The following is a 20546-nucleotide window of genomic DNA, read 5'->3' as shown; positions in this document are numbered from 1 at the left end:
CACACCAGCCCTGAATGGGCTGCGGATTACAGCCCAGGGATGCCAGCTCGTCCTCCGTAGCTTGGGCGAAGGAGGAAGCTTTAGCGAGTGCTTCCCTGGGTTCCTCCACCATCAATCCGGGAAGCAAAGCCAGCCTGCCCTTCGTAGCACGGAGTGCGAAGATGGGGCGCTCCGCCGCATCCCACGCCCACCAGCAGCGTCTGCAACCAGCCCCGCCACACCTTGGCTCCGCCATCACATGACGCTCTCCCCGAGAAGATTCTCAGCACGAGAAAACAGACCCGTTTTCAACGCATCATGGTCTGAGTCTTCGTCAGCCGCCCGGCAGAAAGCGTTCACCGACCCTGGGTTCTGCGAACCCAGAGCAGGATGAAGCAAGCCCATGGGCCTGCGGTCACTTTTTCTTCTTCTTGCCGCCAAGGAGGGTGAGAAGGAGCACAAGGACGACCACGCCAATACCGATGAGGATCATGGTCATCATGCTCATGCCCTCTTCCTCAGCTGGAGGCATGGGCGCCCCGGCCTGAGGCTGGCCGTAGCCGGGCTGCGGCTGCTGCGCGTAACCAGGCTGCTGCGGCTGGCCATAGCCGGGCTGTTGAGGCTGCTGCGCGTAACCAGGCTGCTGCGGCTGGCCATAGCCAGGCTGTTGAGGCTGCTGCGCGTAACCAGGCTGCTGCGGCTGGCCATAGCCAGGCTGTTGAGGCTGCTGCGCGTAACCAGGCTGTTGCGGCTGGCCTCCCGGAGGCACACCACCCTGCTGCGCAGGGTAGCCGTTGGGTTGTGTCGCGGGCATGGCTCCCGGCGCCGTACCATCCGCAGGGGGCGTCGTACCATTAGCGGGGGCTGGGTTGCCACTCGCTGCAGCGAGTGCTGCCGCCACTTTATCATCCATGCCAGGTGCGGCCGAGCCAGCGATGGCCGAGGAGCCTCCGACGGCACCGGCGGCGGCAGGCTGCGTCTGCCCCTGCGGCGTGTTCACCTGCTGGGCAAAGTAGGCATGACGGGCGCGGTAGTTGGTGAAGACTTCGCGGTAGAATTCTTTGACGGGGCCATCAGCATTTCCTGCGACGCCTTCACCTTCAATGATGGCCTCACCCATCTTGGTAAGTTCCGCCTTGTCCTTGCCTGCCTTGGCATCCGCACGAAGCATTCGTTGGATGGCTTCGTTCACTTTGGTGATCAAGCCTAAATCGAGAGCACTCAGAGCGTCCTTGGTTTCGGTGACGGTTTTGCTGAGCGTCTTCAAGCTCTCCAGATCGTATTTGTATGGGGTAAACCATTTGCTCGACTTCCGCTCCGATTCAAAGGTGGTCCGCCAGTTCTCCTTTTCGCGTTTAACGGCGTCGTTCATCCGCGTCAGGTCAGGCTCGATGAGTCTCTTGACACTCTCCTCACGGATCCTCTGCAAGGCGGGCTGGTCCTGCGTCATCTGCGCGAGTTGCTTATCGTACGATGTCAGAACGACGAGAATCTCTGCGACGGCCTTGGGATAATAAACCGAGGCCGGATTGCCGCTTTTCGGGTCGTTGAGTTTGTCGAATTCCTTGAGCGCACCGGAGAAGTCCTTGGCCTGTATTTTCTCCAGCATCGCCGCACGGATCGCGTAAGCCTTGATGTTGAGACCCTCTGCCTTCGCCTCTTCACGGGTAAGCCATTTGCCTTCCAGCTTCGCGCCGCCGGCCACGACCTTTTCCTTTTCCTCCTGCACCTCTTTGATCATGCCCTCCACTTCAGCCGCTTCCTTCGTGCCGGGGTAGCGGTTCACGAAAGGACGCAGCCGGTCCTGAATGAGCTGCTCGTATTTTTCCGCCGACAGCAGGTCCGGGGTCGGAACGGCCTTCCGAATTTCGATAATCTCCACTTCTTCCGGCTTCTGCTTGAGGATGCCCCCTTCAGCGATCTCGCTGCGCAGGATGTCCTTTTCATCCATGATCTTCGGCGTCAGGTGATACTTCATCCGGATCGACGTGGGCGTCTCGGAAAGAATGTTGCCTTCCAGTTTTTTGCCGTCCTTAAGGGTCACGACATCGGCGTGCAAAAATCCCACGCTGCAGGCAAGGGCAAGTACGACAGGCTGGTAGCGGCTCAATTTCATGGGAATACGGGGTTGTTTGAAGAAGGGGGCAGGGTGTGCAGGCGCGCAGCAATTTGCGCGAGTTATAAGAAATAACTCAAAACCACACCCCGAGTAAAGAACGAAGCTCATTTTCCTCCATGCAAAGGAAGGGCCTTGCCCTAGCTTGAACGGCGCTTGAGCACGATCCGCTTGAACCGGGCGCTGCCGTCCAAGCTCACGCTCATGACTTCGGGGTCGTTGACGAAGACGTTGTGAATCAGACGCCGGTAGTAGCTGTTCATTGGCGGCAGGTCAGCGTTTTGACCAGTGGCGCGCACGCGGTCGCCCAGCTCCTTGGCCCGCGCCACCATCTTGTCCTCGCGCATGGAGCGGTAAAATTCCACGTCCACGCGGACGCGCGGGGCATCCTTCAGGTGGCGCTGCAGGACGCGGTTCACCAGATACTGGATGTCTTCCAGCGTTTCACCCCGGCGGCCGATCAGCGCGTCCGAATCATCCGTCAGCACCTGCAACGTGGGGCCGTCCGGGCCGTTGTCCTCCTCGATCTGGACTACAAAGCCCAGATAGCCCAGCATGGTGTCAAGAATGTGGTGTGAGTGTTCGAGCGGCGTCATGGATCTCGGGGACAAAGGGATGAACTCATTCGTCATTCTACCAGCATTCTTCCCGCCTTGATTACGGGGAAAGCACGCCCTTCTAGCCTCCCAAACGGGGTGGTTTCGGGCCTTTTTTCTTGTCCTTCTGGTCCCCGCCGGCGTTGAAGAAGGAACTCTGGGCAGGCGCGGCTTTGGCAGCCGGCTTCAGCGCCGCCTTTTCCAGCTTCGGCTCAGGCATGTAAAGCTTCATGACCCAGGTCTGGAAGACGCTGAAAATGTTCTGGGTGGACCAGTACAAGGCCAGGGCGGCAGCGAAATCATAGCTGATCCACAGGAAGAACAGCGGCATCAGCATGAAAATACGCTGCTGCGTCTTGTCCACGGTTGCAGGCTGCGGCGTAAGTTTCATCTGGGCCACCATGGTCAGGCCCATGATGATCGGCAGCGGGTTCACGGGGAAACCCATGAAATAGCCCTGCGTATCCGCAGCAGCCAGATCTCGCACCCACCAGAAGGACTGGCCGCGCAGCTCCGCCGCCACTTCCAGCACGCTGTAAAGACCGATGAAAATGGGGAACTGCAGGAACAACGGCAGGCAGCCGCCCAGAGGATTGACGCCGTACTCCTTGTAGAGCTTCATCGTCTCCATCTGCTGCTGCTGCGGGTTGTCCTTATACTTCACCTGCAGCTCCTTCATCAGCGGACCCAGCAGCCCCATGCGCTTCATCGTCATGGTCGATTTCGCATGAATCGGCCACAGGCAGAGGCGTACGAAAATCGTCAGCAAAATGACCGCCAGACCCCAGCTTCCGCTGATGTTGTGCATCCAGCGCATAACCTTCGACAGCGCGATGCTGACGATCTTGAAATAGCCGTAAAACATCGCGTAGCTGCGCTGGTGGCCGATCTTGCTCAGGCGGTCGTATTCCTTCGGACCGAGGTAAATCTGGTAGCTTTCTGTGACCGTGGCACCCGGTGCGAGATCCACCACCGGCAGGCCCATCACGGCATCGTAGGCGAAGTCTTCGATTTCAGCCTTGCCAGCGTTCGCGGCATCAAGGGGCTGCGCGAGTTTGCGCCGGTCTGCCCAGAGCTTTCCCGATGCATCCTTCTCCGCCATACGAGTGATGATGTGCGTGTAAAAGCGGCTCATCACGCCTGCATAGCGCAGTGCGTTGAAGGAATGCCGGTACTCGTCTGGCGCATCGCTGAAGACGCCCTTGCCAAAGTAGTTCGACAGCTCGTGGTCGGTGTCTCCGGCGTTGTTCCAGAAGAAGCCGTCATAGCGTCCTTCGTCATGCTTCAGAGCGCTCGCGGCTCCGGCGTAGAGGTAGTATTCCTCAGAGCGGTGCTGCGCGGTGCCGGTGTTCTTCAGGGTGATCTTGAGATCGATGAGATGCTCATCACCTTCCGCCCCCTCGCTCAGCGAGTAGGCCTTGGTCACCACGATGCCTTCCGCCGTCGTGCCTTCAAAAGTCGCGCCCTTGTCGCTCTTCGCCGTCAGCTTGTAGGAGGTCGCATCCATTCCGGACGCTTCACGCCGCAGAGCGCCGATGGCTTCCGCGCCGTTCTTGTTCAGCGTCACCTGATCCGTACCCGCCAAGATTGCGCGGGCGATGCCGCCGCCTTTCGAGGTCAACTCAAACGTCACCGTGCCCACCTTAAGCGAGTGGGTTTCTTCCGGCAGTGCGGCAGTCACAGGTGCCGCTGGCACTGCAGATGTCGCGCTGTTCGCAGGGGCCGCTACCGTAGGCGCTGTGGGTGTTTCAGCAGGCTTTTTGGCGATTTCCTCCTGCTTTTTGCGCGCCGCTTCGGTCTGCGCCAGCTTCTGGTTTTCCTGCATGTAGTGCCAGTTCACTCCCATGAGGGCGACGCAGAGCGTCACGATGATCCAACTTTTGCGGTCCATGAAATTTTAGCTTTGGGTGAGAGGGAGAGAATTGAGAAAAGCTGCCCGCAGCAATGGCCCGGGCAGTTGGTGTGCAAACAATGACAGAACGACGAATGTCGAATGACACCCATACCTGCGATTACACTGTTTGAGGAAATTCGTCATGCGGTTTCCTCAGTCGGCATTTCTACCAGGCACCGGATCATGCCCGTTTCCACCCCAGGGTTGGCAGCGGCCGATGCGGCACAGGCCCATCCAGCAGCCGCGCAGTACGCCATGGGTCTCCACGGCTTGCAGAAAATACACCGAGCACGTCGGTGTGAAGCGGCATCCGGAGCCGGGACCGCCAATGGCGTGAATGACGGGGGAGATGAACACTTGATAGCCGCGGATGAAAATTCGGATGAGCCATTTCATGGAGCGGGTGGGGCAGGGAGCTTCTGGGTGAGCAGATTCATGCGCCGCGCCAGCCGCAGCCAGTCATATTCCAGTTCTGCCAGCGTGGCCTTGGGGGCACGCCAGCGGGCGATGATCACCATCTGCCAGCCCGGGGCGATCTCCGCACGGTGTGCGCGTACGATCTCGCGCAGCAGACGGCGGATGCGGTTTCTTACCACGGCATTGCCGAGCTTGCCCCCGGTGATGAGGCCAAACTGGAACTCCTCCAGCGCTTCCACACGTAAAGCACCCAGCACCAGAAATTTTCCGGCCTGACTGCTACCCTGCGTCTTCACCCGTGCGAAGTCGCACGCGAGTTTCATCCGCAGGTTTGAGGGAAGGCGCATGAGGAGGAGCGCGCCGCAGCAAAATTAGGTGTGCTGCTGCGTGTGACGCTTGAAGTGGATTTCCACGCCCTTTGGCAGGAGACGCTTACGTCCGGCGCGACGGCGACGGCGCAGGATGTCACGACCATTGGCGGTCGCTGTGCGTGCGCGGAAACCAAACTGCTGCTTGCGCGTGCGCTTGGAAGGCTGGTAGGTTCTGAATGTCTGGGCCATGGTCGTTTGGGGTGGTGAAAGGGAATTGTAAGTTCAGACCGGACAAATCACGGCCTCCCCTTGAAAAGGGGGCGCGAAACTAGCGGGAGTCTTTGATTTGTCAATCATGCGATGATTTCCAGTAAACTTTGGTTTTCTCAGCGTTACATTTAACCCATGCTCCGCTCCCTCCTCGCCAGCCTTTTTCTGCCTCTCGCGCTCTCCGCCGCAGACACCCCCGCCGCCCTTCCCCTCTGGCCCCAAGGAGCCCCCGGTTCAGAGGCACGCGCCGCCGAACCCGAGAAAATCGAAGGCAGCAACGTCTGCAACATCCATAAGCCCACCCTCACCCCGTTCGTCTCCGCCGCAGACAAATCCACCGGCACCGCCGTCATCATCTGCCCCGGCGGTGGCCATTCCAAGCTCTGCCTCGGTCATGAGGGCTACGCCTTGGCGGAATGGTTCCGTGATCACGGCATCGCCGCCTTTGTACTGAAATACCGCCTCGCCCGCGAACCCGGCAGCACCTACACCATTCAGGACCACGCCATGGCCGACGCCCGCCGCGCCATCCGCACCGTCCGCAGCCGTGCCCCCGAGTGGCACATCCAGCCGGACCGCATCGGCATCCTCGGCTTCTCCGCCGGCGGCGAGCTCGCCGCCTTTGCCGCCATGACCAACGATCCCGGCCACAAAGAATCCCCAGATCCCATAGAGCAGCAGTCCAGCCGCCCCGACTTCCAAGGCCTCATCTACCCCGGCACCTCCGGTCTTTTCAATGCCACCAAAGGCATGCCCCCGCTCTTCATCGCCGCCGGTTACAGCGACCGCCCAGACATCTCCGAAGGCATGGCCACTCTCTACCTCAAATACAAAGCCGCCGGTGTGAAAGCCGAGATGCACATCTTCGCCAACGCCGGCCACGGCTTCGGCTACAAAGCCGACGCAAAACCCACCGCCGCCTCCCGCTGGCCCACCCGCTTCACCGAGTGGCTCACAGACAGCGGCCTGCTGGGGCAAACGAAGTAAAAATGTGAGATGCCTTCATGGGCTTGATGTAGATCGGAGCCAGAGCTAATAGCGGAGGCCGCCGGTCAATTCCCAAGTACGATGGCCCCTCCTATCCGTCGGTCTGGGGGGGCGATTCGCAATCACTGGGCATCGACGGACAGGAGTGTCCATCGTACTTAACCTGCATTTCTCACACTCACTGGTTGTTCGCTCACACCGTATGGATGCATTTTTGTAGCTCGGTATTCCGATACCGAGTAGCCCCTTTTGCAGCACCGACATCCCGCGCTACACCGCCGCTTGTCAACGTCTGGAGTGTGAGAAGTGCAGGCTGCCGGTCTTGATGTTGCCGGTGCGTCCGCGCCATGGATTCTCTCCCTGCTTCAATCAGGCCATCCATGGAGAATGGACACCGTCTTTACTGTGGCAAACGTACGACCAAAGCCTGTTGCCAGCGACGACTGCTCTGCGAGTTGCGTAGCAGCGCTTCTTCGGATTCGGCGCTGAATTCTCCAGCGAGGCGATGCAACGGCGCATGCAACACCTCTCTAGGGACGTAAGACGGGATGAGAGGAGTTTGCAGATGTATTATTTGATTTGGTGGAGGCCAGAAAGCTCTCGGACGCAGCGCCTCTTCCTGCGAAATCGTCGAGAGCACGTCTTGCAGTGCCGGGTTGAGAGTGGGCGCTTTGGGTGCAACCAAGGTGAAACCTTCCTGCTTATACTCAGGAGCCAGCTTGCCCGCAGGCCGTGGTTCCTGAAACTCATCCGGCGCGATCAGCATAGACCATTTCTGCTGGGAGACGATGATGATCAGGTGCTCGCCGTCAGAGCTGAGAATCGAGATCGAACAATGGCCGGCAGCCGCATAGGTGCGATGAAACGCCTCCGGTGGTTCAGGCCACTGGAGAGACGCTTCATCCACGTTTTTCGACCTATACACTGTGGCGAGCAACCACCGATGTCCTGCCCCGCGCGAAACATCGAAGCGGAACTGCAGCCCACTTTTCACACGACTTTCTTCGCTTTCACCCGTGTCAAACGGCCGCGCTTCTGCTGGTAGATCAGCCAGCAGTCCGATTTTTTTCAACTGCGCCCATTGGTTTGCCAGCACAGGCCTCATGCGGACCGCAGCATCGCTCTGCTGCCGCATCGCCGCCTCACTCGCGGGCTTGGGCGCTGCGGTTGCTGGCACGTCATTCGGCGCCTCAGCTTCATAGACACCGCTGGCTTCAATGCGCACGCCTTTGTTGTCCATCTCTCGGGTTGTTGGCACAGTCCATTGAATATTCCGCTCTTTGCCCAGCTGCATCAGTTTGAACTGATAATTCCTGGCCGGTAACATGCCTGCGGCCTCGCCGAGGATGGACACGTTGCCCTGCCCCATCTTGAACTCCTTGATGATGATTCCGGCTTCCGCTGACAGCGCCTTGATCTGGCGTGAAGTCTCAGCGGCATCGAAGTCGAACTTCGTCGGAGCTGTCGCACTCTTTTCCTCCACTGGCTTTACCTCTCCCGAGCCATCCGCAGGAAGAGCCAGAATTTCCTCCACGATGCGCTTCGCAATGGGGGCGCAGTCGCCAACCGTCTTGCCACCTTGATTCAGAATGGCAAAGGCAAACGTTGGCTGGTCGAACGGAGCAAAGCCAATGAACCAGGAATTATTCCTTTCAATCAGTTCACCTTTGTCCGTGCGACTCACACCTTTCGTTGCGCCAGTTTTACCTGCGATCATCACCTTCCCGCTGCGCGCACTCCGGCCGCTGCCGGATTCGCTGTTCACTGCAAGACGCATGCCTTCGCGCAGTTTCTCGATTTGAGATGCGGAGAGGCCCTCTTTGATCAAATCGGCCCGCCATCCGGTCTTGGCGGTCATTGTTAGTGTGGGTTGGGGTACTCTCCCAGAATTTGCTACTGTCGCGGCCAGGACAGCCATCTGCAGCGGAGTCACACTCGCATAGCCATAGCCTTCCGCCAGAGACGCGGTGTTGTCTTCCGACCATGCCCTCTTGCCTTGGCGGCGTTTCTCCCACCATTCCTGCGTCGGCAATACCCCTGAGTCCTCATCCTCGAGAGCCCCGTAGCGCTGACCAAAACCGATGTCTTTTCCCATTTTGCCAAGCGCATCGAAACCCGCCAGCATTCCCAGCTGACACCAGTAATGTCTGCATGAGGTCTGAAGTGCTTGTTCCACTCCGATGGTTCCATGCCCCTTTCCTCCCTGCCTGATTTGCAGGCACTCGAACTTGGACTGGTAGCTGGTGGTCGCGCGCCGGCAATTGAAGGTCTTATCCCCTAGACCCTTCGAAATGGCTGCTAGAGCAGTCAGTGGCGTGAATGCGTCGCCCGGCACATTCCCTTTCACCACACGGTTCAACAGCGGCTGGTCCACATCCGTGAGGTAGCGATCCCAGTTCTTGTAACTGATGGAAGGAATACAAAGATTCGGGTCATAGCTGGGCAAGGAAACGGAGGCCAGTATTTCTCCCGTCCGTGGATCAAGCACCACCACTGCGCCACGCTCCACGCCCCCATCCTTCATCGCCTGCTGCGTCACGGCCTGAATGCGTGCGTCGAGTGAGAGAGTGAAATCGTTGCCTGCTTTCAATGCGAGATCCTCCTTCTTCTCCACTCCGGCACCCCCATGCAGTCTTGCGTCATCTGAATCTGGCAGTCGGGTATATCCCACCACATGCGCCGCCAGCGTCTTGAGCGGATAAACCCGCACCTTCTCCTTCGTGCTCTCCGCCAGCACCACCCCGTTGCGGTCCAAAATACGGCCGCGCAGCGCGTGGCCTTCAATCGCATGGAGCATCGCCACAGGGAGGGTGATGAGCAGGGCACCACCGGCCAGTCCGGCTAGCCAGCGCAGCGTCAGACCTTCGCGGCGACGCGTCGGGTCAAGGATGGCTTTCACCCGCGCCTCCACAGGAGCGCAACGGGTGATGGTCAGCGCACAAAGCGCCAGCCCGGGAGCAAGTCGGTTGTGGCGGCTGAGGTCAAGAAGTGCCTGCGCGTAGTCGCTGGCACGCACGCCATGCCGCAGCACGGCATCGTCGCAGGCGCGCTCCTGATCCGCACGCAACTGGCGGAACGTAAGCCACACAAGCGGATTGAACCAATGCAGCGCCTTCACCCATTGCGCGGCCCATAGCGCAAGAGGATCGCCACGTTTCAAATGCGCCAGCTCATGCAGCAGCACACCACGTTGTTTTTCGCGGCTCCAAGTTTCAAATCCTTGTGGCAGCAGCAGGCGTGGTTTCAAGACACCCCAGACCATCGGCACCGCATCGGCGGCACCGAGCCAAAGCTGCGGCAATCGACGCAGACCGATCTCCCGCGCGATTTCAGCCACTTGCTCACAGCTTCCAGCCTGCAAATGCCGCTCCAACCGACACAAACACCACGCGCTCCACCCAAGGCGCAGCAGCAGCAGGGCTGCAATGAACAGCCACACCACCGGCAGCGCGACTACCACATCCTGCCATGAAACATTCCAAGAGAAGGCAGGCTCGGCCACAGCCTGGGCGGGCAGCAACACTTCAGATTTGGCAACAGCTGAAGTGACGCCACGATTTGCCAACGGCAGAAGGTTTGCTGCACGGTCGCTGACCAACGGCTCTTCCATAATCGGCCAGTCCATCTCAGACGTCGCCTTCGGCAGCACACGCCATGCAGGCAGCGCCCACATCGCCAACGGTAAAACAGCCAGCGCAGCAATAGCGGTGATCCAAATGGCGTAGCGCCGTGAGGCAGCCGTCGTGTGCAAGATCAGGCCGAGGAGCAGCGCCACCAGAAGCACCGCCGCGCCTTTCATCGCCGTGTGTGAGAGGAGTTCGAGCAGCGGTGTCGTGTTCATGAGCGGTGCGTTGGAAAATCAGCGGCCTTCATTCTTTGCTTCGTCGATAAGCTTCTGAATGCGCGCAGTCTGCTCATCCGTCAGCGCTGCGTCTTTGCGGGTGAGGTGCGCAGCCAGCGCCTCATCCACCGCGCCGCCGAAGAAGGTGTCGAGCACCAGCTTCAGTGCGTTGAGTCCCGCGCGGGCTTTGGACTGCGCCGGAGCATAAATGACCTCGCGCCCTTCTTTGCGCAGACGCTTCACATGACCCTTCTCCTCCAGAATGTGCATCAGCCGCCGCACCGCCATGTCCGTCGGCGGGTCCGGCAGCCGGGCCTGCACCGTCGCCACCGTGGCGCTGCCCTCCGCGTGCAGGACGTTCATGATCTGGCGCTCGCGCCGGGAAAATTGAGTTGAGTCGGACATTTCGTTATTTTTTTAGCGAATGAATGCCGGGGCGGCAAGTCTAAAACATGAAATTTTTAACGAATGGGATGACTCACACAGTTGAAAAAGGGTCTGAATCCATGGCGCTTAGTAAGGGCCTTTTGCGCTCTTTCGTCGCTTCGTCCCGCCACACACCAGCCCTGAAGGGGCTGCGTAGTCCAGCCCAGGGTCAGCCGAGCCTCAGCGAGGCGACCCTGGGTATGGCAGACAATTCTGGGCAGCAAAGCCAGCACTCCGCCGCATCCCACGCCCACCAGCAGCGTCTTCAACCAGCCCCGCCGCACCTTGGCCCCGCCATCACCTGTCGCTCTCCCCGAGAAGATTCTCAGCACATGAAAAACAGCCCCGTTTTCAACGCATCAGGGTATCACTCATGAAAACACCCTTGTTGCTGTGCATCAAGTGAACGCTTGATCACACCCACACCTCACGGACTTCCACCCTCTTTGCTGTGGCGCTGCCTTCCTTGTTCCGCAGGAACAACGCTACGCTCTCCGCACGCTGCCGTTTTGAAAAGGCATCAACAGATCACCCCTTGCCCGTGGCACGCAGACGCAGGCTGGCGGCGGCCGTCACCGCTGCGGCCAGCTCGTCCAACTGCTCACGATCCGTGATTTTCTGGTTGTTCTCGTTCTGCACATAAACGGCGTCAATGGCGACGCCTTTTTCCGTGCTGATGCGCGCGTGCGTGACGTTGTGGCCCAGACTACCAATGGCCATGAAGATGTCATACAGTAGGCCGATGCGGTCCACGAGCTGGAGCTCCAGCACCGTCTGATCCAGGGAGAGGTGATTGTTCACGTAGATGCGCTGCGGGATTTCCGCGCCAATCTCATCGAGCATGGTGATCGATTTGCCCAGCTTCTGCAGGATCGCATCAGCGAAATCAAACGTCTGCCCCCCGAAGGCTTTGCGCACGGAATTTTCGACCCGGTTGCGCGCGCTTTTGGTGGTGACAGCGGCGAAGTTCGTATTGCAGACGCGGAAGGTGTCCAGCACGAGGTGATCGGCGCGCTGGTAGAGATCTGCACTGAGAATGTTGATGTTTTCCGCCGCCAGAGCGCCGGAGACACGCGCGAGCAGCAAATGGCGGTCCCAGCAGACGACGGTGAGTTCGCTGTAGCCTTGGTCCACATGATCCACCCAGTCCATGACCGGCAGCAGTCCTGCCGCAGCCTCTTCCCGGATGAGCTGCTCAAAGAAGAGCCGGAACTGGCGCAAATGCGTGGCGATGAGCTCAGCCTCGCGAAAATTGAAGTAGGAGGGCGGCATGTGGCGGAAGTGCGCGTCCACTTCCGCTTCGAATCCGCTGCCGAGGCGGCGTGACACCTCCTTTTTCAGGTCCACCAGCGGCACCTGCACATTGCGCATGAAATCCGCCGGCGCGTTCATGAAACGCAGCGCGCTATGATAGAGTTGGCGGATGGACGCCTCCTTGTAGCCGGACCAGCTCTTGTCGCTGGTGCCCTTGGAGTCGGCATAGGTCATGAGCATCAGCGTGTCCAGATTCTCCTTCGTGCGCACGATGCTCATGAATTCCTCGATGACCTGCGGGTCGTCCAGGCTCTTGGTCGTGGCGGTGCGGTACATCAGCAGGTGGTTGTCCACAAGGAAGAGCAACTGGCGGCGGCGCTCGCCTTTGATCTGGAGACGGCGGGACACAGCGGCGGCCAGCGTGGTGCTCTCATCGCTATGCGTCTTCTTGTTCGCCGCGCGGCCCGCATCATGCAGGATCAAAGCGAGATACAGCACATAGGGCTGCTGCAGATCGTGAAAGAGCTGCTGGAAGAGGTCCACGCCTTTCAGGGTGGGATCGCTCAGCTCATCGAGTTTGTCGATGGTGCGCAGCGTGTGCTCGTCCGCCGTGTAGAGATGGAAGAACTCATGCTGCACTAGGTTGGTGAGCGCGCCAAACTCCGGCATGTACCGGCCGACGAAGCCCACACGGTGCATCTGCCGCAGCGTGCGCGCCGCATCCCCCTTGTGGGAGAGGATCGTCTCAAACGTCTCGCGGTTGGTCTTGCTGTAGCGAAAGCCCGTGTCCACCAGGCGGAAGTTGTCCTGAATGAGCTGAAACAAATCCGGGCTGAGGCGCAGGTGGCGCTTCTGCGTGTGGAGAAAGAGGCGCATCATGCGCTCAGGGTCGTCCTTGAAGATCGTCGGGCTTTCCGCGTAGAGGCGCTCATGCTTGCGTTGGAAGCCATCAAAGCTCTCCTGCTGCTTCTCCGACTTTCGCCGCGCCAGGAAGCCCATGAGCCGGCCTGTCTTCGCGCCAGTTTCCAGCGCCTGCAGGTGGAAGCGGTCCATCACCTCATTGCTTCGCTGCAAAATGTCCCGCGTGGCCGTGTAGTATTCGTGCATCAGCGCCTCGATGCGCCGCAGGATGCGTTTGTGGCGGTACGCGAGATTCGTGGCCACCGGTCCTTGCAGGCGCAGCGTCAGCAGATCTTCGGCGCGCTTTTCGGTGTAGTGCATCTCATTGCGCACACGCAGGATGAAGTCATACCCCTGCTCCACTTCCTTCCAGCCCGCCTTCGAGATCAGCCCGAGTGCTATCAGATCCTTGGGGTTCAGCGTGCGGTGCCGCGCATACGTCATCCAGATCAGGTTCTGGTAGTCTCTCAGACCACCGCAGCCGTTCTTCACATGCGGCTCCTGCACGAAAGGCGTGTTCTCGTACTTGGTGTGGCGGTTGTTCAGATCAATCTGCCGCAGCTTCAAAAAGTCCGCCTCCTGCCCGTCCATGCATTCCTTGTCAAAGCGGGAGCGGAATTCCTCAAACGCAGCCTTCTGGCCGGTGATAAGCCGGGCCTCCATCAGCGCGGTCTTGGTCTCCATGCTTTCATTGGCCAGCTTGATGCACTCCCCCACGCAGCGTGAGCCGTGGCCGACCTTGAGCTTCAAATCGTAGAAATACAGCAGGTAGTCGCGGATAAGCTGCACGACTTCGGTGGACACCTTGCCGCTGTTCCCTGGAAACATGAAGGTGAGGTCCACATCGCTGCCTGGACTCATCACCCGCCGCCCGTAGCCGCCGTGGGCGATCACGCTCACGTTGAGATTGGCCCGCACTGCGGGGTCCAAGGCGGAAAGACTCTCCTCCCACAGAGTACGCACCAGCAGATCCATCACATCCGAACGCATGCGGCAGGTCTCCGCACCGCTGAAACTGCCGGCGCGGTGCCGCTGCTTGATACGCTGCTCCTTGATCTTGAGGAAGCGCTTCGCCTGGCGCAGCGTCTCAGTGCGGCCTCGTGGCAGCTTGTCTTCAGGCGGGAAAAATTTCTCCGCACTTTTGTTCAGGTGCCGCAGGTAGTCGCGTTCGGTCATCGCAGCAGAGGTCAGTAAGTGATCAGTGAATGAACCGGGCCGGAGTCGTTTACTTTTTCGCGGCCGTTCAGGAAGGCCAGCTCAATGAAAAACGTGCTGCCCAGCACCTTGCCCCCCGCCTGCTCGATCAGATGCAGCGCCGCCGCAGCCGTGCCTCCCGTTGCCAGCAGATCGTCCGCCAGCAGCACCGTTTCGCCAGGCGCGATGGCATCCAGGTGCATCTCCACCGAATTCGTGCCGTATTCCAGCGCGTAATCAATGCCCCGCGTCTGCCACGGCAGCTTGCCTTTTTTGCGCACCGGAATGAACCCCGCACCCAGCCGTTCTGCAATCAGAGCGCCAAAGATGAAACCCCGCGCGTCGATGCCCACCACCTTGTCCACCTTCGTGATGCCGGTGATCTCGATCATCCCATCAATCGTCTGCGCCAGCAGCTTTGGGTCTGCCAGCACAGGGGTAATGTCCTTGAAAAGAATGCCAAGATTGGGAAAATCAGGCACGTCGCGAATGGTGCGACGGATGCTGTCGAGAATGTCAGGAGCCATGTCCTGCGATCATGGAGGAGATGCGGGGATGCGCAAGCTTCATGCGCCGCCGAGACGCTTGCGCGAAAGGCGCTGCTTCATGTGGACGACCGTCACCACGACGAACTGGCTGTCGGTCTGGTGATAGATGATCCGGTAGGACCCCGAATGTACCTCCCGCAGTCCTCCCGCAGTCCTGCCGCAGGATGTTCATGCACGTGGTGCCCGCTCATGGGATGTGACGCGACATAAACGACACGCTCAATGATCCGCCGGATCTGCAAACCCGCATAATGTTCGGAGTCGCGGGCAATGAAGGCATGAATCGAGTCCAAATCCGCTTCTGCCTGCGCTGACCAAAGGACCTTCACGCTGACAGGCCAAATTTTTTACTGATGGCGGCATGCGTCTTCACCCGGCCAGCTTCGATGTCTGCCAGACCACTGACGATCTTCTGCCGGACGTAGATTTCATACATCAAATCATCCCATGAAGCAGACTCAGGCAGCGCACGGGCCAGTTTTGCGGCTTGGGCCTTGATTCCAGATGGACGCGGTTTGGCAGCAGGCATGACAAAATTAAAGCATATTCCCCCAAAACTGACAAGCTGCCAAAACGTCTTCATCCTTGCAGAAACGCCCCAAGACCGCGAGTATTTATATCCCCCGCCTTCATGCCCACCTCCCAGCAGATCCTTATCGCCGCCACGCTCGTTTTTGTGGGTGCGATCGTGCAGGCTCTTCTGGCGCTCAAAGCGGGTGCCTGGAAGCGGGCGCGGGCGCAGTTTCTGCTCATGGCCCTCGGCTTTGCGCTGCAGACCGACTTCATCTACCTCCGCGGGAAGGAAGTGGGCCAGTGCCCCATGAAAAGTCTGGCGGATATCCTTGTCTTCATCGCCTGGAGCATTGTCATGCTCTACTTTCTGCTCGGGTCCTCCTTCCGGCTGTCCTTGCTGGGGCTCTTCACGGCACCACTGGTCAGCATCATGCACGGCATCGCGATCACCGCGGGCTTTGCGCCGTATCCGCCCAAGGGGCAGATCAATGCGCTGGTGGAGCTGCACATCGCGCTCGCGCTCATCGCCTACGCGGCCTTTGCCCTGGCCTGCGTCACGGGTGTCATGTACCTCGTTCAGGAGCGCATGCTGAAGCGCCACCAAATCGGCGGCCTGTTCTATCAACTGCCACCCATTCAGGGCCTCGCGCAGGCCATCCAGCGGCTCGTGCACCTCGGCCTGCTGCTGCTGAGCATTTCGCTGGGTGTCTCCTTTGCCCTGCATCTCCCCATGACCAAGACCGGCCACGTCGTCTTTGCCTGGGGCGTCTGGGCGCTGTATGCCGTATGCGCGTTTCTCATGTGGCGGCATTTCACTTCGCCGCGCAAGACCGCGTGGCTGGCCGTCATCGGCTTCATTCTGCCGTTCATCTCTCTGTGGATCGTCACACATGCCTGAACCGACGGACATTCGAAGCGGCCTCGTCTGTGTGGGCCTGAACTACAAAACCACCCCTGTCGAGGTGCGTGAGCGCCTGGCGTTTCCCGAAGCCAAGGTGCCGGATGCCGTGCAGCAGGTCAGCGGGCTGCCGGGCTTTGAGGAATGCGTGGTGCTCAGCACCTGCAACCGCGTGGAGCTCTACGCCACGCACGCCCTCCCCAGCGGCGATCACGGCCATGCCGCGCTGCGCGACTACCTCGTCACCCATTTCGAACTGCAGCCCGAACACGCGGAAGCCCTCGTGCTGTACAATCTCGACTCCGCCGAAGCCGCACGGCATCTCTTCCGCGTGGTCAGCGGGCTCGATTCCATGGTCTTGGGCGAGACGGAAATCTTCGGCCAGGTCAAGGCGGCCTACAAAGTCGCGCTCGACACCGGCACCACCCGCCGCTCGCTCAACAAGCTCTTCCAGCAGGCCTTCACCGTCGGCAAAAAAGTGCGCAACGAGACCACCATCCAGCGCGGCTCCACCAGCGTGGGCAGCGTGGCCGTGGATCTGGCGGAAAAAGTTCACGATCTCAAAGAGTGCCGCGTCATGCTTGTCGGCGCTGGCGAAATGAGCCGCACCTGCGCGCAGAGCCTGCTCTCACGCGGCGCGAAGAGCATCATCGTCTCCAACCGCAGCTACGATAAAGCCGTCGAACTCGCCGCCGAGATGAAGGGCACCGCGATGAAATTCGACGAATGGGAGCACGCCCTGCACGAAGTGGACGTCATCATCTCCAGCACCAGCGCCCCGCATTTTGTCATCAAGCCCGAGCAGATCGACCAAGTCATGCGCAAGCGCCGCTGGGAGCCCCTGCTCATCATCGACATCGCCGTCCCGCGAGACGTGGACCCCGCCGTAAACGACATCGAAGGCGTGTACCTCTACGACATCGACGCCCTCCAGGCCATCGCCGACGACGGCCGCCGCGAACGCATGCGCCAGCTCGCCTCCTGCGAGCGCATCATCGAAGAACAGCTCGAAAAATACGGCTTCCTCAAGCCCGGCGGTGATTTGGCTGTGGCGTAGGGGCCGCGAAGCCGCGCTTGCCGCCGAGGCCCGCCGAGTGCATCATACCGGCATGTCAGTCGTCATGGAGACCCCACACGGCGCATCGGATGAAGTCCCGATGTTCCCGCCCTGGCTCGACCTGCCGCCGAATTACTTGGTGCAGGACTGGATTCGCTGGCAAAAAGGCAAACTGGTCGCCGCACGATTGCGTGAGCAGCCTCAGATGCTGGTGCAAGGCGTGAACTGGCTGTTGCGTGACGAGGAGACTCTTTCCGCCCATGATACAGAATGGCTGGCTTTGCTTCAGGCTGGAGATGTGGAGGCTGTGGCCAGGATTCTAGAAGATTCAGGAGACACCGGGCAAAGACTTCGTTCGGGCATGCCTTTCAAAGGCGCGCCCTTTGTGACGCCGCAGGAAATGGAGACTATTCGTGAAAGAGCTTACGCAGGCTGATTTTGCCATTCTGTGGCCTGAACTGCGCCGCTGGCTGCCAGTGGGAGTCACCGACGTTTGGATGATCGGCAGCGCCTCCGTGGCCGTCGTCAACCCCGACGTTCCCGCCATCCTGCGCACCAGCAAAGACATTGATGTGATCCCGGTCGGCACGCCAATTTTATATTTCGACTCCAATATCATGGAACGGGAGCTGGGTGAGGACAGCGACTTCTCTGCCGAGCATCGCTTCTTTGTCGATTACGTCAGTGAAAGCCTCTTGAAGTGGACGCCGCCCGGCTGGCAGCAGCGAGTAACGACCCTTCAGCTCACCGAAGGGCTGCTTGGGCACTGCCTTGATCCGCACGACATCGCCTACAACAAGCTCTACGCGGGGCGACCAAAGGACATCGTATGGGTGCGCGGCCTGCTGGGGACCGGCCTCATCACCTGGGCACGCTTGGAGGAACTGCATGCAGGCAATCCACTTGATGCGGCAGATCGGGAGAAAGTGGAGCGCAGCATGGCGCAGGTCAGAACGCCATGCTGAGAGAAGAAAGCCGAAGGCTGCCCGCAGGGCGCAGCGCAGTCAAACCCGTGTCTGATTCATTCTTCTGTGTATTCCGTGGTTAACCATTTCTGGTTCTCCGAAGTGCTTGATTTCTTCAGCCCTTCCCTTGCACCCCGCCCCGGTACGTGAAAAGCTGTGCGCCCCACCATGACCCCCGCAAAAATCATCCTCGGCACCCGCGGCAGCGAACTCGCCCTCACGCAGACAACCATGGTCACGGCGGACTTGCAGGCTGCGCACCCGCAACTCAGCGTCGAGCGCCAGATCATTCTGACCAGTGGTGACAAACGCCAGGATCTCCGCTTCTCCGAGTTCAGCGACGTGGCGCAGGTGGACAAAGGCATCTTCATCAAGGAACTCGAAATCGCACTCGAAAACAGCCAGATCGACGCCGCCGTGCACAGCCTGAAGGACGTACCGAGCGATCTCGCCGCCGGCTTCACCATCGCCGCCGTGCTGCCGCGTGCGGCCATTGAGGACGTGCTGGTCAGCGCGCATCCCTACACCCTCGAAACCCTGCCGCAGGGCGCTCGTGTCGGCACCAGCAGCGTACGACGTGCCGCACAGTTGAAGTTTCTGCGCCCAGATGTCCAGATCGTCGAAATCCGTGGCAACGTCCCCACGCGCGTGAAAAAAGTCATCGGCGAAAACGCGCTCGATGCCGTGCTGCTCGCCGCTGCCGGCCTGCAGCGCCTCGGCTTGATGAAGGACGAGCAAATTCAGATCGAAGGCACCCACCTGTGCGCTCTGACGCTCGATCCCGTGAAGTTCCTGCCCGCTGCCGGGCAGGGTGCCATCGCCATCGAATGCCGTTCCGGCGATGCCGCCACGATCGCCGCCATCCGCGCCCTCAACCACGCCGAAACCGAATCCCGCGTCACCGCCGAGCGCGAGTTCCTCAAAATCCTCGGTGCCGGCTGCCAGACCCCCGTCGGTGCCCACACCTGGATCATCGACGGCCAGCTCCACATGGCCGTCCGCGTCTTCAATGAAGCCGATCTCGCCCTGCCACCCGTCGAGCGCGCAGCCCAGCGCCCCGTCCAGGAAGCCGCGCAACTCGCAGCAGATCTGGCGGGCATGCTGTGATGGCTTGAACCGCATCTCTGCCGCGAAGAACGCCCACGGAGTGGCGGTTGCAATTCGCCGCCACTTTATAATCGCAGCGATTGTTTGAATAGACGCGGAGGGACTGCGTCGGAATGAACAACTATGAAAACTAAATTGGTTCTTCTGTTCACCGCAGTCCTTGCCCTCACTTCATTAAGCTCCTGTGTCGACCCTTATTATGGCGGCGGCTACGGCGGTGGCTATGGACACGGCAGATCCTACCGCCCTTCCTACAGCCGCTACAGCCACGGACACAGCGGTCATCACAGTGGTTACCGCGGCGGCTACAGTGGTCACCACGGCGGCTACGGAGGTGGCGGCTACGGAGGCTATAGCGGTGGCAGCCATCACCGTTAAGTCAGCGTCTGGAGCGGGCGTCTCACCTGAACTGATTCGCTTCCCCTTTGCAGCGCTCGGATGTTTATCCGGGCGCTGTTTTTTGTTCCATTGAGCGAAAAAGGAAGCCTTCAGGGGGAGGGCTAGCGGATGTCTTTGAGACTCGAAAACGGCCCCGTCTTCCCACCCGCCATCGTCGCCGTCATCTGGCGGCGCAATGGGGGAATGCGTTGAATGATCGGGAACACGAGATCACGCAGCCACCCCAGCGGCAGAATATCAGACTGGAAGAAAGGAGTCGTCCAGCGGGTGGCAAACTGGTAAAAGCGCAGATGGCTGCGGCGGGTGCGTGAGTACTGCGCGAGGGCTTCTGACAACACGGCATGAGTAGCAAGTGATTGCGCGAGTACCGCAGCATCCATGAGCGCGAGGTTCACGCCCTGGCCGAGCTGCGGGCTGAGGGCATGCGCGGCATCGCCTAGGATAGCGACGCGGTCGCCGTGCCACTGCTTCATGCGGACATCGTGATACGCGGCGGTGGCGACTTGCGAGTGGGAGTCGATTTGCGCGAGGAAACTTTCGGCCTGCGGGGCGAGTGCGAGGATGTCGCGTTTCCAATCTTCCAGCGGGGTATTTCGCCAGCGGTCGATGTGATCGAGCCGGATGCTCCAGAACAGGCTGAGGAGATCGTCCTGCGTGCCGGTGGGGAGAAAGCCGGTGAGTTCGCGGGTGGAGCCGACGCATTGCCACAGGACTTGCGGATCAAACTCCGGCCTGCGCTGGCCGATGAACCACAGCGCGCCCCAAGGATAGCGGCTGACGCGTGCGGGCACACCGCTTTGATCCCGCAGCGTGGACTGTGCGCCGTCGCAGATGATGAGGAGATCGTAGGGGCCATGCGCGGTGCCCTTGGCAT

Annotated in this window: 18 protein-coding genes and 1 pseudogene; 7 read left to right on the top strand and 12 right to left on the bottom strand. The window is 60.1% G+C overall.

The genetic code is table 11. The features are described 5' to 3' along the window. Positions 1-394 precede the first annotated feature (394 nt). The 6 genes and pseudogenes from PSV43_RS12430 to rpmH all read right to left on the bottom strand — a co-directional run. A complete protein-coding gene (locus PSV43_RS12430) occupies positions 395-2095 on the bottom strand; it encodes a PTPDL family protein (protein WP_300197359.1) in 1701 nt (566 codons plus the stop codon). Between the two features lie 140 nt (positions 2096-2235). Continuing rightward, a complete protein-coding gene (locus PSV43_RS12425) occupies positions 2236-2691 on the bottom strand; it encodes a R3H domain-containing nucleic acid-binding protein (RefSeq protein WP_300197356.1) in 456 nt (151 codons plus the stop codon). An 82-nt stretch (positions 2692-2773) separates the two neighbouring features. Then, positions 2774-4582: a membrane protein insertase YidC gene (gene yidC / locus PSV43_RS12420; RefSeq protein ID WP_300197353.1), complete on the bottom strand. Its 1809-nt coding sequence runs from the start codon at positions 4580-4582 to the stop codon at positions 2774-2776. Positions 4583-4738: 156 nt separating this feature from the next. Next, entirely contained in the window at positions 4739-4981 is a 243-nt protein-coding gene (gene yidD / locus PSV43_RS12415) for a membrane protein insertion efficiency factor YidD (RefSeq protein ID WP_300197350.1), read from the bottom strand. Then, complete coding sequence (rnpA, locus tag PSV43_RS12410; RefSeq protein ID WP_300197347.1) at positions 4978-5349, bottom strand: ribonuclease P protein component; 372 nt, start codon at positions 5347-5349, stop codon at positions 4978-4980. Before rnpA ends, yidD begins: the two co-directional genes overlap by 4 nt. Before the next feature lie 78 nt (positions 5350-5427). Then, positions 5428-5562: pseudogene (rpmH, locus tag PSV43_RS12405) on the bottom strand (50S ribosomal protein L34); the annotation flags it as partial. Positions 5563-5718: 156 nt separating this feature from the next. Here rpmH and PSV43_RS12400 point away from each other — a divergent pair. After that, entirely contained in the window at positions 5719-6570 is an 852-nt protein-coding gene (locus PSV43_RS12400; RefSeq protein ID WP_300197341.1) for an alpha/beta hydrolase, read from the top strand. 400 nt (positions 6571-6970) lie between these two features. Here PSV43_RS12400 and PSV43_RS12395 read toward each other — a convergent pair whose 3' ends face one another. The 5 genes from PSV43_RS12395 to PSV43_RS12375 form a co-directional block, all read right to left on the bottom strand. Beyond that, positions 6971-10411 (bottom strand): penicillin-binding transpeptidase domain-containing protein, encoded by a 3441-nt coding sequence (locus tag PSV43_RS12395; RefSeq protein WP_300197338.1) that lies wholly within the window; start codon positions 10409-10411, stop codon positions 6971-6973. Positions 10412-10429: 18 nt separating this feature from the next. Next, complete coding sequence (locus tag PSV43_RS12390; protein ID WP_300197336.1) at positions 10430-10816, bottom strand: BlaI/MecI/CopY family transcriptional regulator; 387 nt, start codon at positions 10814-10816, stop codon at positions 10430-10432. A 549-nt stretch (positions 10817-11365) separates the two neighbouring features. After that, entirely contained in the window at positions 11366-14167 is a 2802-nt protein-coding gene (glnD, locus tag PSV43_RS12385) for a [protein-PII] uridylyltransferase (RefSeq protein WP_300197333.1), read from the bottom strand. An 11-nt stretch (positions 14168-14178) separates the two neighbouring features. After that, entirely contained in the window at positions 14179-14700 is a 522-nt protein-coding gene (locus tag PSV43_RS12380) for an adenine phosphoribosyltransferase (protein ID WP_345784666.1), read from the bottom strand. A gap of 358 nt (positions 14701-15058) precedes the next feature. Then, positions 15059-15262, bottom strand: coding sequence for a hypothetical protein (locus PSV43_RS12375; RefSeq protein ID WP_300197328.1), 204 nt, complete (start codon positions 15260-15262; stop codon positions 15059-15061). A gap of 102 nt (positions 15263-15364) precedes the next feature. On the opposite strand from PSV43_RS12375, the gene ccsA reads away from it, so the two are divergent. The 6 genes from ccsA (at position 15365) to PSV43_RS12345 (ending at position 19651) form a co-directional block, all read left to right on the top strand. Next, positions 15365-16144 carry a cytochrome c biogenesis protein CcsA gene (gene ccsA, locus PSV43_RS12370; protein WP_300197324.1) on the top strand — a complete coding sequence of 260 codons (780 nt, stop codon included), beginning with the start codon at positions 15365-15367 and terminating at the stop codon, positions 16142-16144. After that, the gene (gene hemA, locus PSV43_RS12365) at positions 16137-17201 is read left to right on the top strand and encodes a glutamyl-tRNA reductase (protein WP_300197322.1); all 1065 of its coding nucleotides are present in this window, start codon (positions 16137-16139) and stop codon (positions 17199-17201) included. The genes ccsA and hemA overlap by 8 nt, the downstream gene beginning before the upstream one ends. A gap of 52 nt (positions 17202-17253) precedes the next feature. Next, positions 17254-17637, top strand: a complete 384-nt coding sequence (locus PSV43_RS12360; protein WP_300197319.1) for a hypothetical protein — start codon at positions 17254-17256, stop codon at positions 17635-17637. Continuing rightward, positions 17615-18166 (top strand): DUF6036 family nucleotidyltransferase, encoded by a 552-nt coding sequence (locus tag PSV43_RS12355; protein WP_300197316.1) that lies wholly within the window; start codon positions 17615-17617, stop codon positions 18164-18166. Before PSV43_RS12360 ends, PSV43_RS12355 begins: the two co-directional genes overlap by 23 nt. Before the next feature lie 168 nt (positions 18167-18334). Then, entirely contained in the window at positions 18335-19273 is a 939-nt protein-coding gene (gene hemC, locus PSV43_RS12350; protein ID WP_300197313.1) for a hydroxymethylbilane synthase, read from the top strand. A 123-nt stretch (positions 19274-19396) separates the two neighbouring features. Next, positions 19397-19651 carry a hypothetical protein gene (locus PSV43_RS12345; RefSeq protein WP_300197310.1) on the top strand — a complete coding sequence of 85 codons (255 nt, stop codon included), beginning with the start codon at positions 19397-19399 and terminating at the stop codon, positions 19649-19651. A 122-nt stretch (positions 19652-19773) separates the two neighbouring features. Here PSV43_RS12345 and PSV43_RS12340 read toward each other — a convergent pair. Beyond that, on the bottom strand, positions 19774-20546 hold a 773-nt coding region (locus tag PSV43_RS12340), incomplete at its 5' end, for an NAD(P)/FAD-dependent oxidoreductase (protein WP_300197307.1).

The organism is Prosthecobacter sp., from assembly GCF_029946185.1.
Taxonomy (GTDB): Bacteria; Verrucomicrobiota; Verrucomicrobiia; order Verrucomicrobiales; family Verrucomicrobiaceae; genus Prosthecobacter.
The sequence above is the reverse complement of the archived record's forward strand: the minus strand, read 5'-3'. Positions and strand labels throughout refer to the sequence as shown.

Coding starts and splice junctions, on each gene's coding strand:
- PSV43_RS12430 (WP_300197359.1), bottom strand. CDS start 2,095: ATGAAATTGAGCCGCTACCAGCCTGTCGTACTTGCCCTTGCCTGCAGC.
- PSV43_RS12425 (WP_300197356.1), bottom strand. CDS start 2,691: ATGACGCCGCTCGAACACTCACACCACATTCTTGACACCATGCTGGGC.
- yidC (WP_300197353.1), bottom strand. CDS start 4,582: ATGGACCGCAAAAGTTGGATCATCGTGACGCTCTGCGTCGCCCTCATG.
- yidD (WP_300197350.1), bottom strand. CDS start 4,981: ATGAAATGGCTCATCCGAATTTTCATCCGCGGCTATCAAGTGTTCATC.
- rnpA (WP_300197347.1), bottom strand. CDS start 5,349: ATGCGCCTTCCCTCAAACCTGCGGATGAAACTCGCGTGCGACTTCGCA.
- PSV43_RS12400 (WP_300197341.1), top strand. CDS start 5,719: ATGCTCCGCTCCCTCCTCGCCAGCCTTTTTCTGCCTCTCGCGCTCTCC.
- PSV43_RS12395 (WP_300197338.1), bottom strand. CDS start 10,411: ATGAACACGACACCGCTGCTCGAACTCCTCTCACACACGGCGATGAAA.
- PSV43_RS12390 (WP_300197336.1), bottom strand. CDS start 10,816: ATGTCCGACTCAACTCAATTTTCCCGGCGCGAGCGCCAGATCATGAAC.
- glnD (WP_300197333.1), bottom strand. CDS start 14,167: ATGACCGAACGCGACTACCTGCGGCACCTGAACAAAAGTGCGGAGAAA.
- PSV43_RS12375 (WP_300197328.1), bottom strand. CDS start 15,262: ATGCCTGCTGCCAAACCGCGTCCATCTGGAATCAAGGCCCAAGCCGCA.
- ccsA (WP_300197324.1), top strand. CDS start 15,365: ATGCCCACCTCCCAGCAGATCCTTATCGCCGCCACGCTCGTTTTTGTG.
- hemA (WP_300197322.1), top strand. CDS start 16,137: ATGCCTGAACCGACGGACATTCGAAGCGGCCTCGTCTGTGTGGGCCTG.
- PSV43_RS12360 (WP_300197319.1), top strand. CDS start 17,254: ATGTCAGTCGTCATGGAGACCCCACACGGCGCATCGGATGAAGTCCCG.
- hemC (WP_300197313.1), top strand. CDS start 18,335: ATGACCCCCGCAAAAATCATCCTCGGCACCCGCGGCAGCGAACTCGCC.
- PSV43_RS12345 (WP_300197310.1), top strand. CDS start 19,397: ATGAAAACTAAATTGGTTCTTCTGTTCACCGCAGTCCTTGCCCTCACT.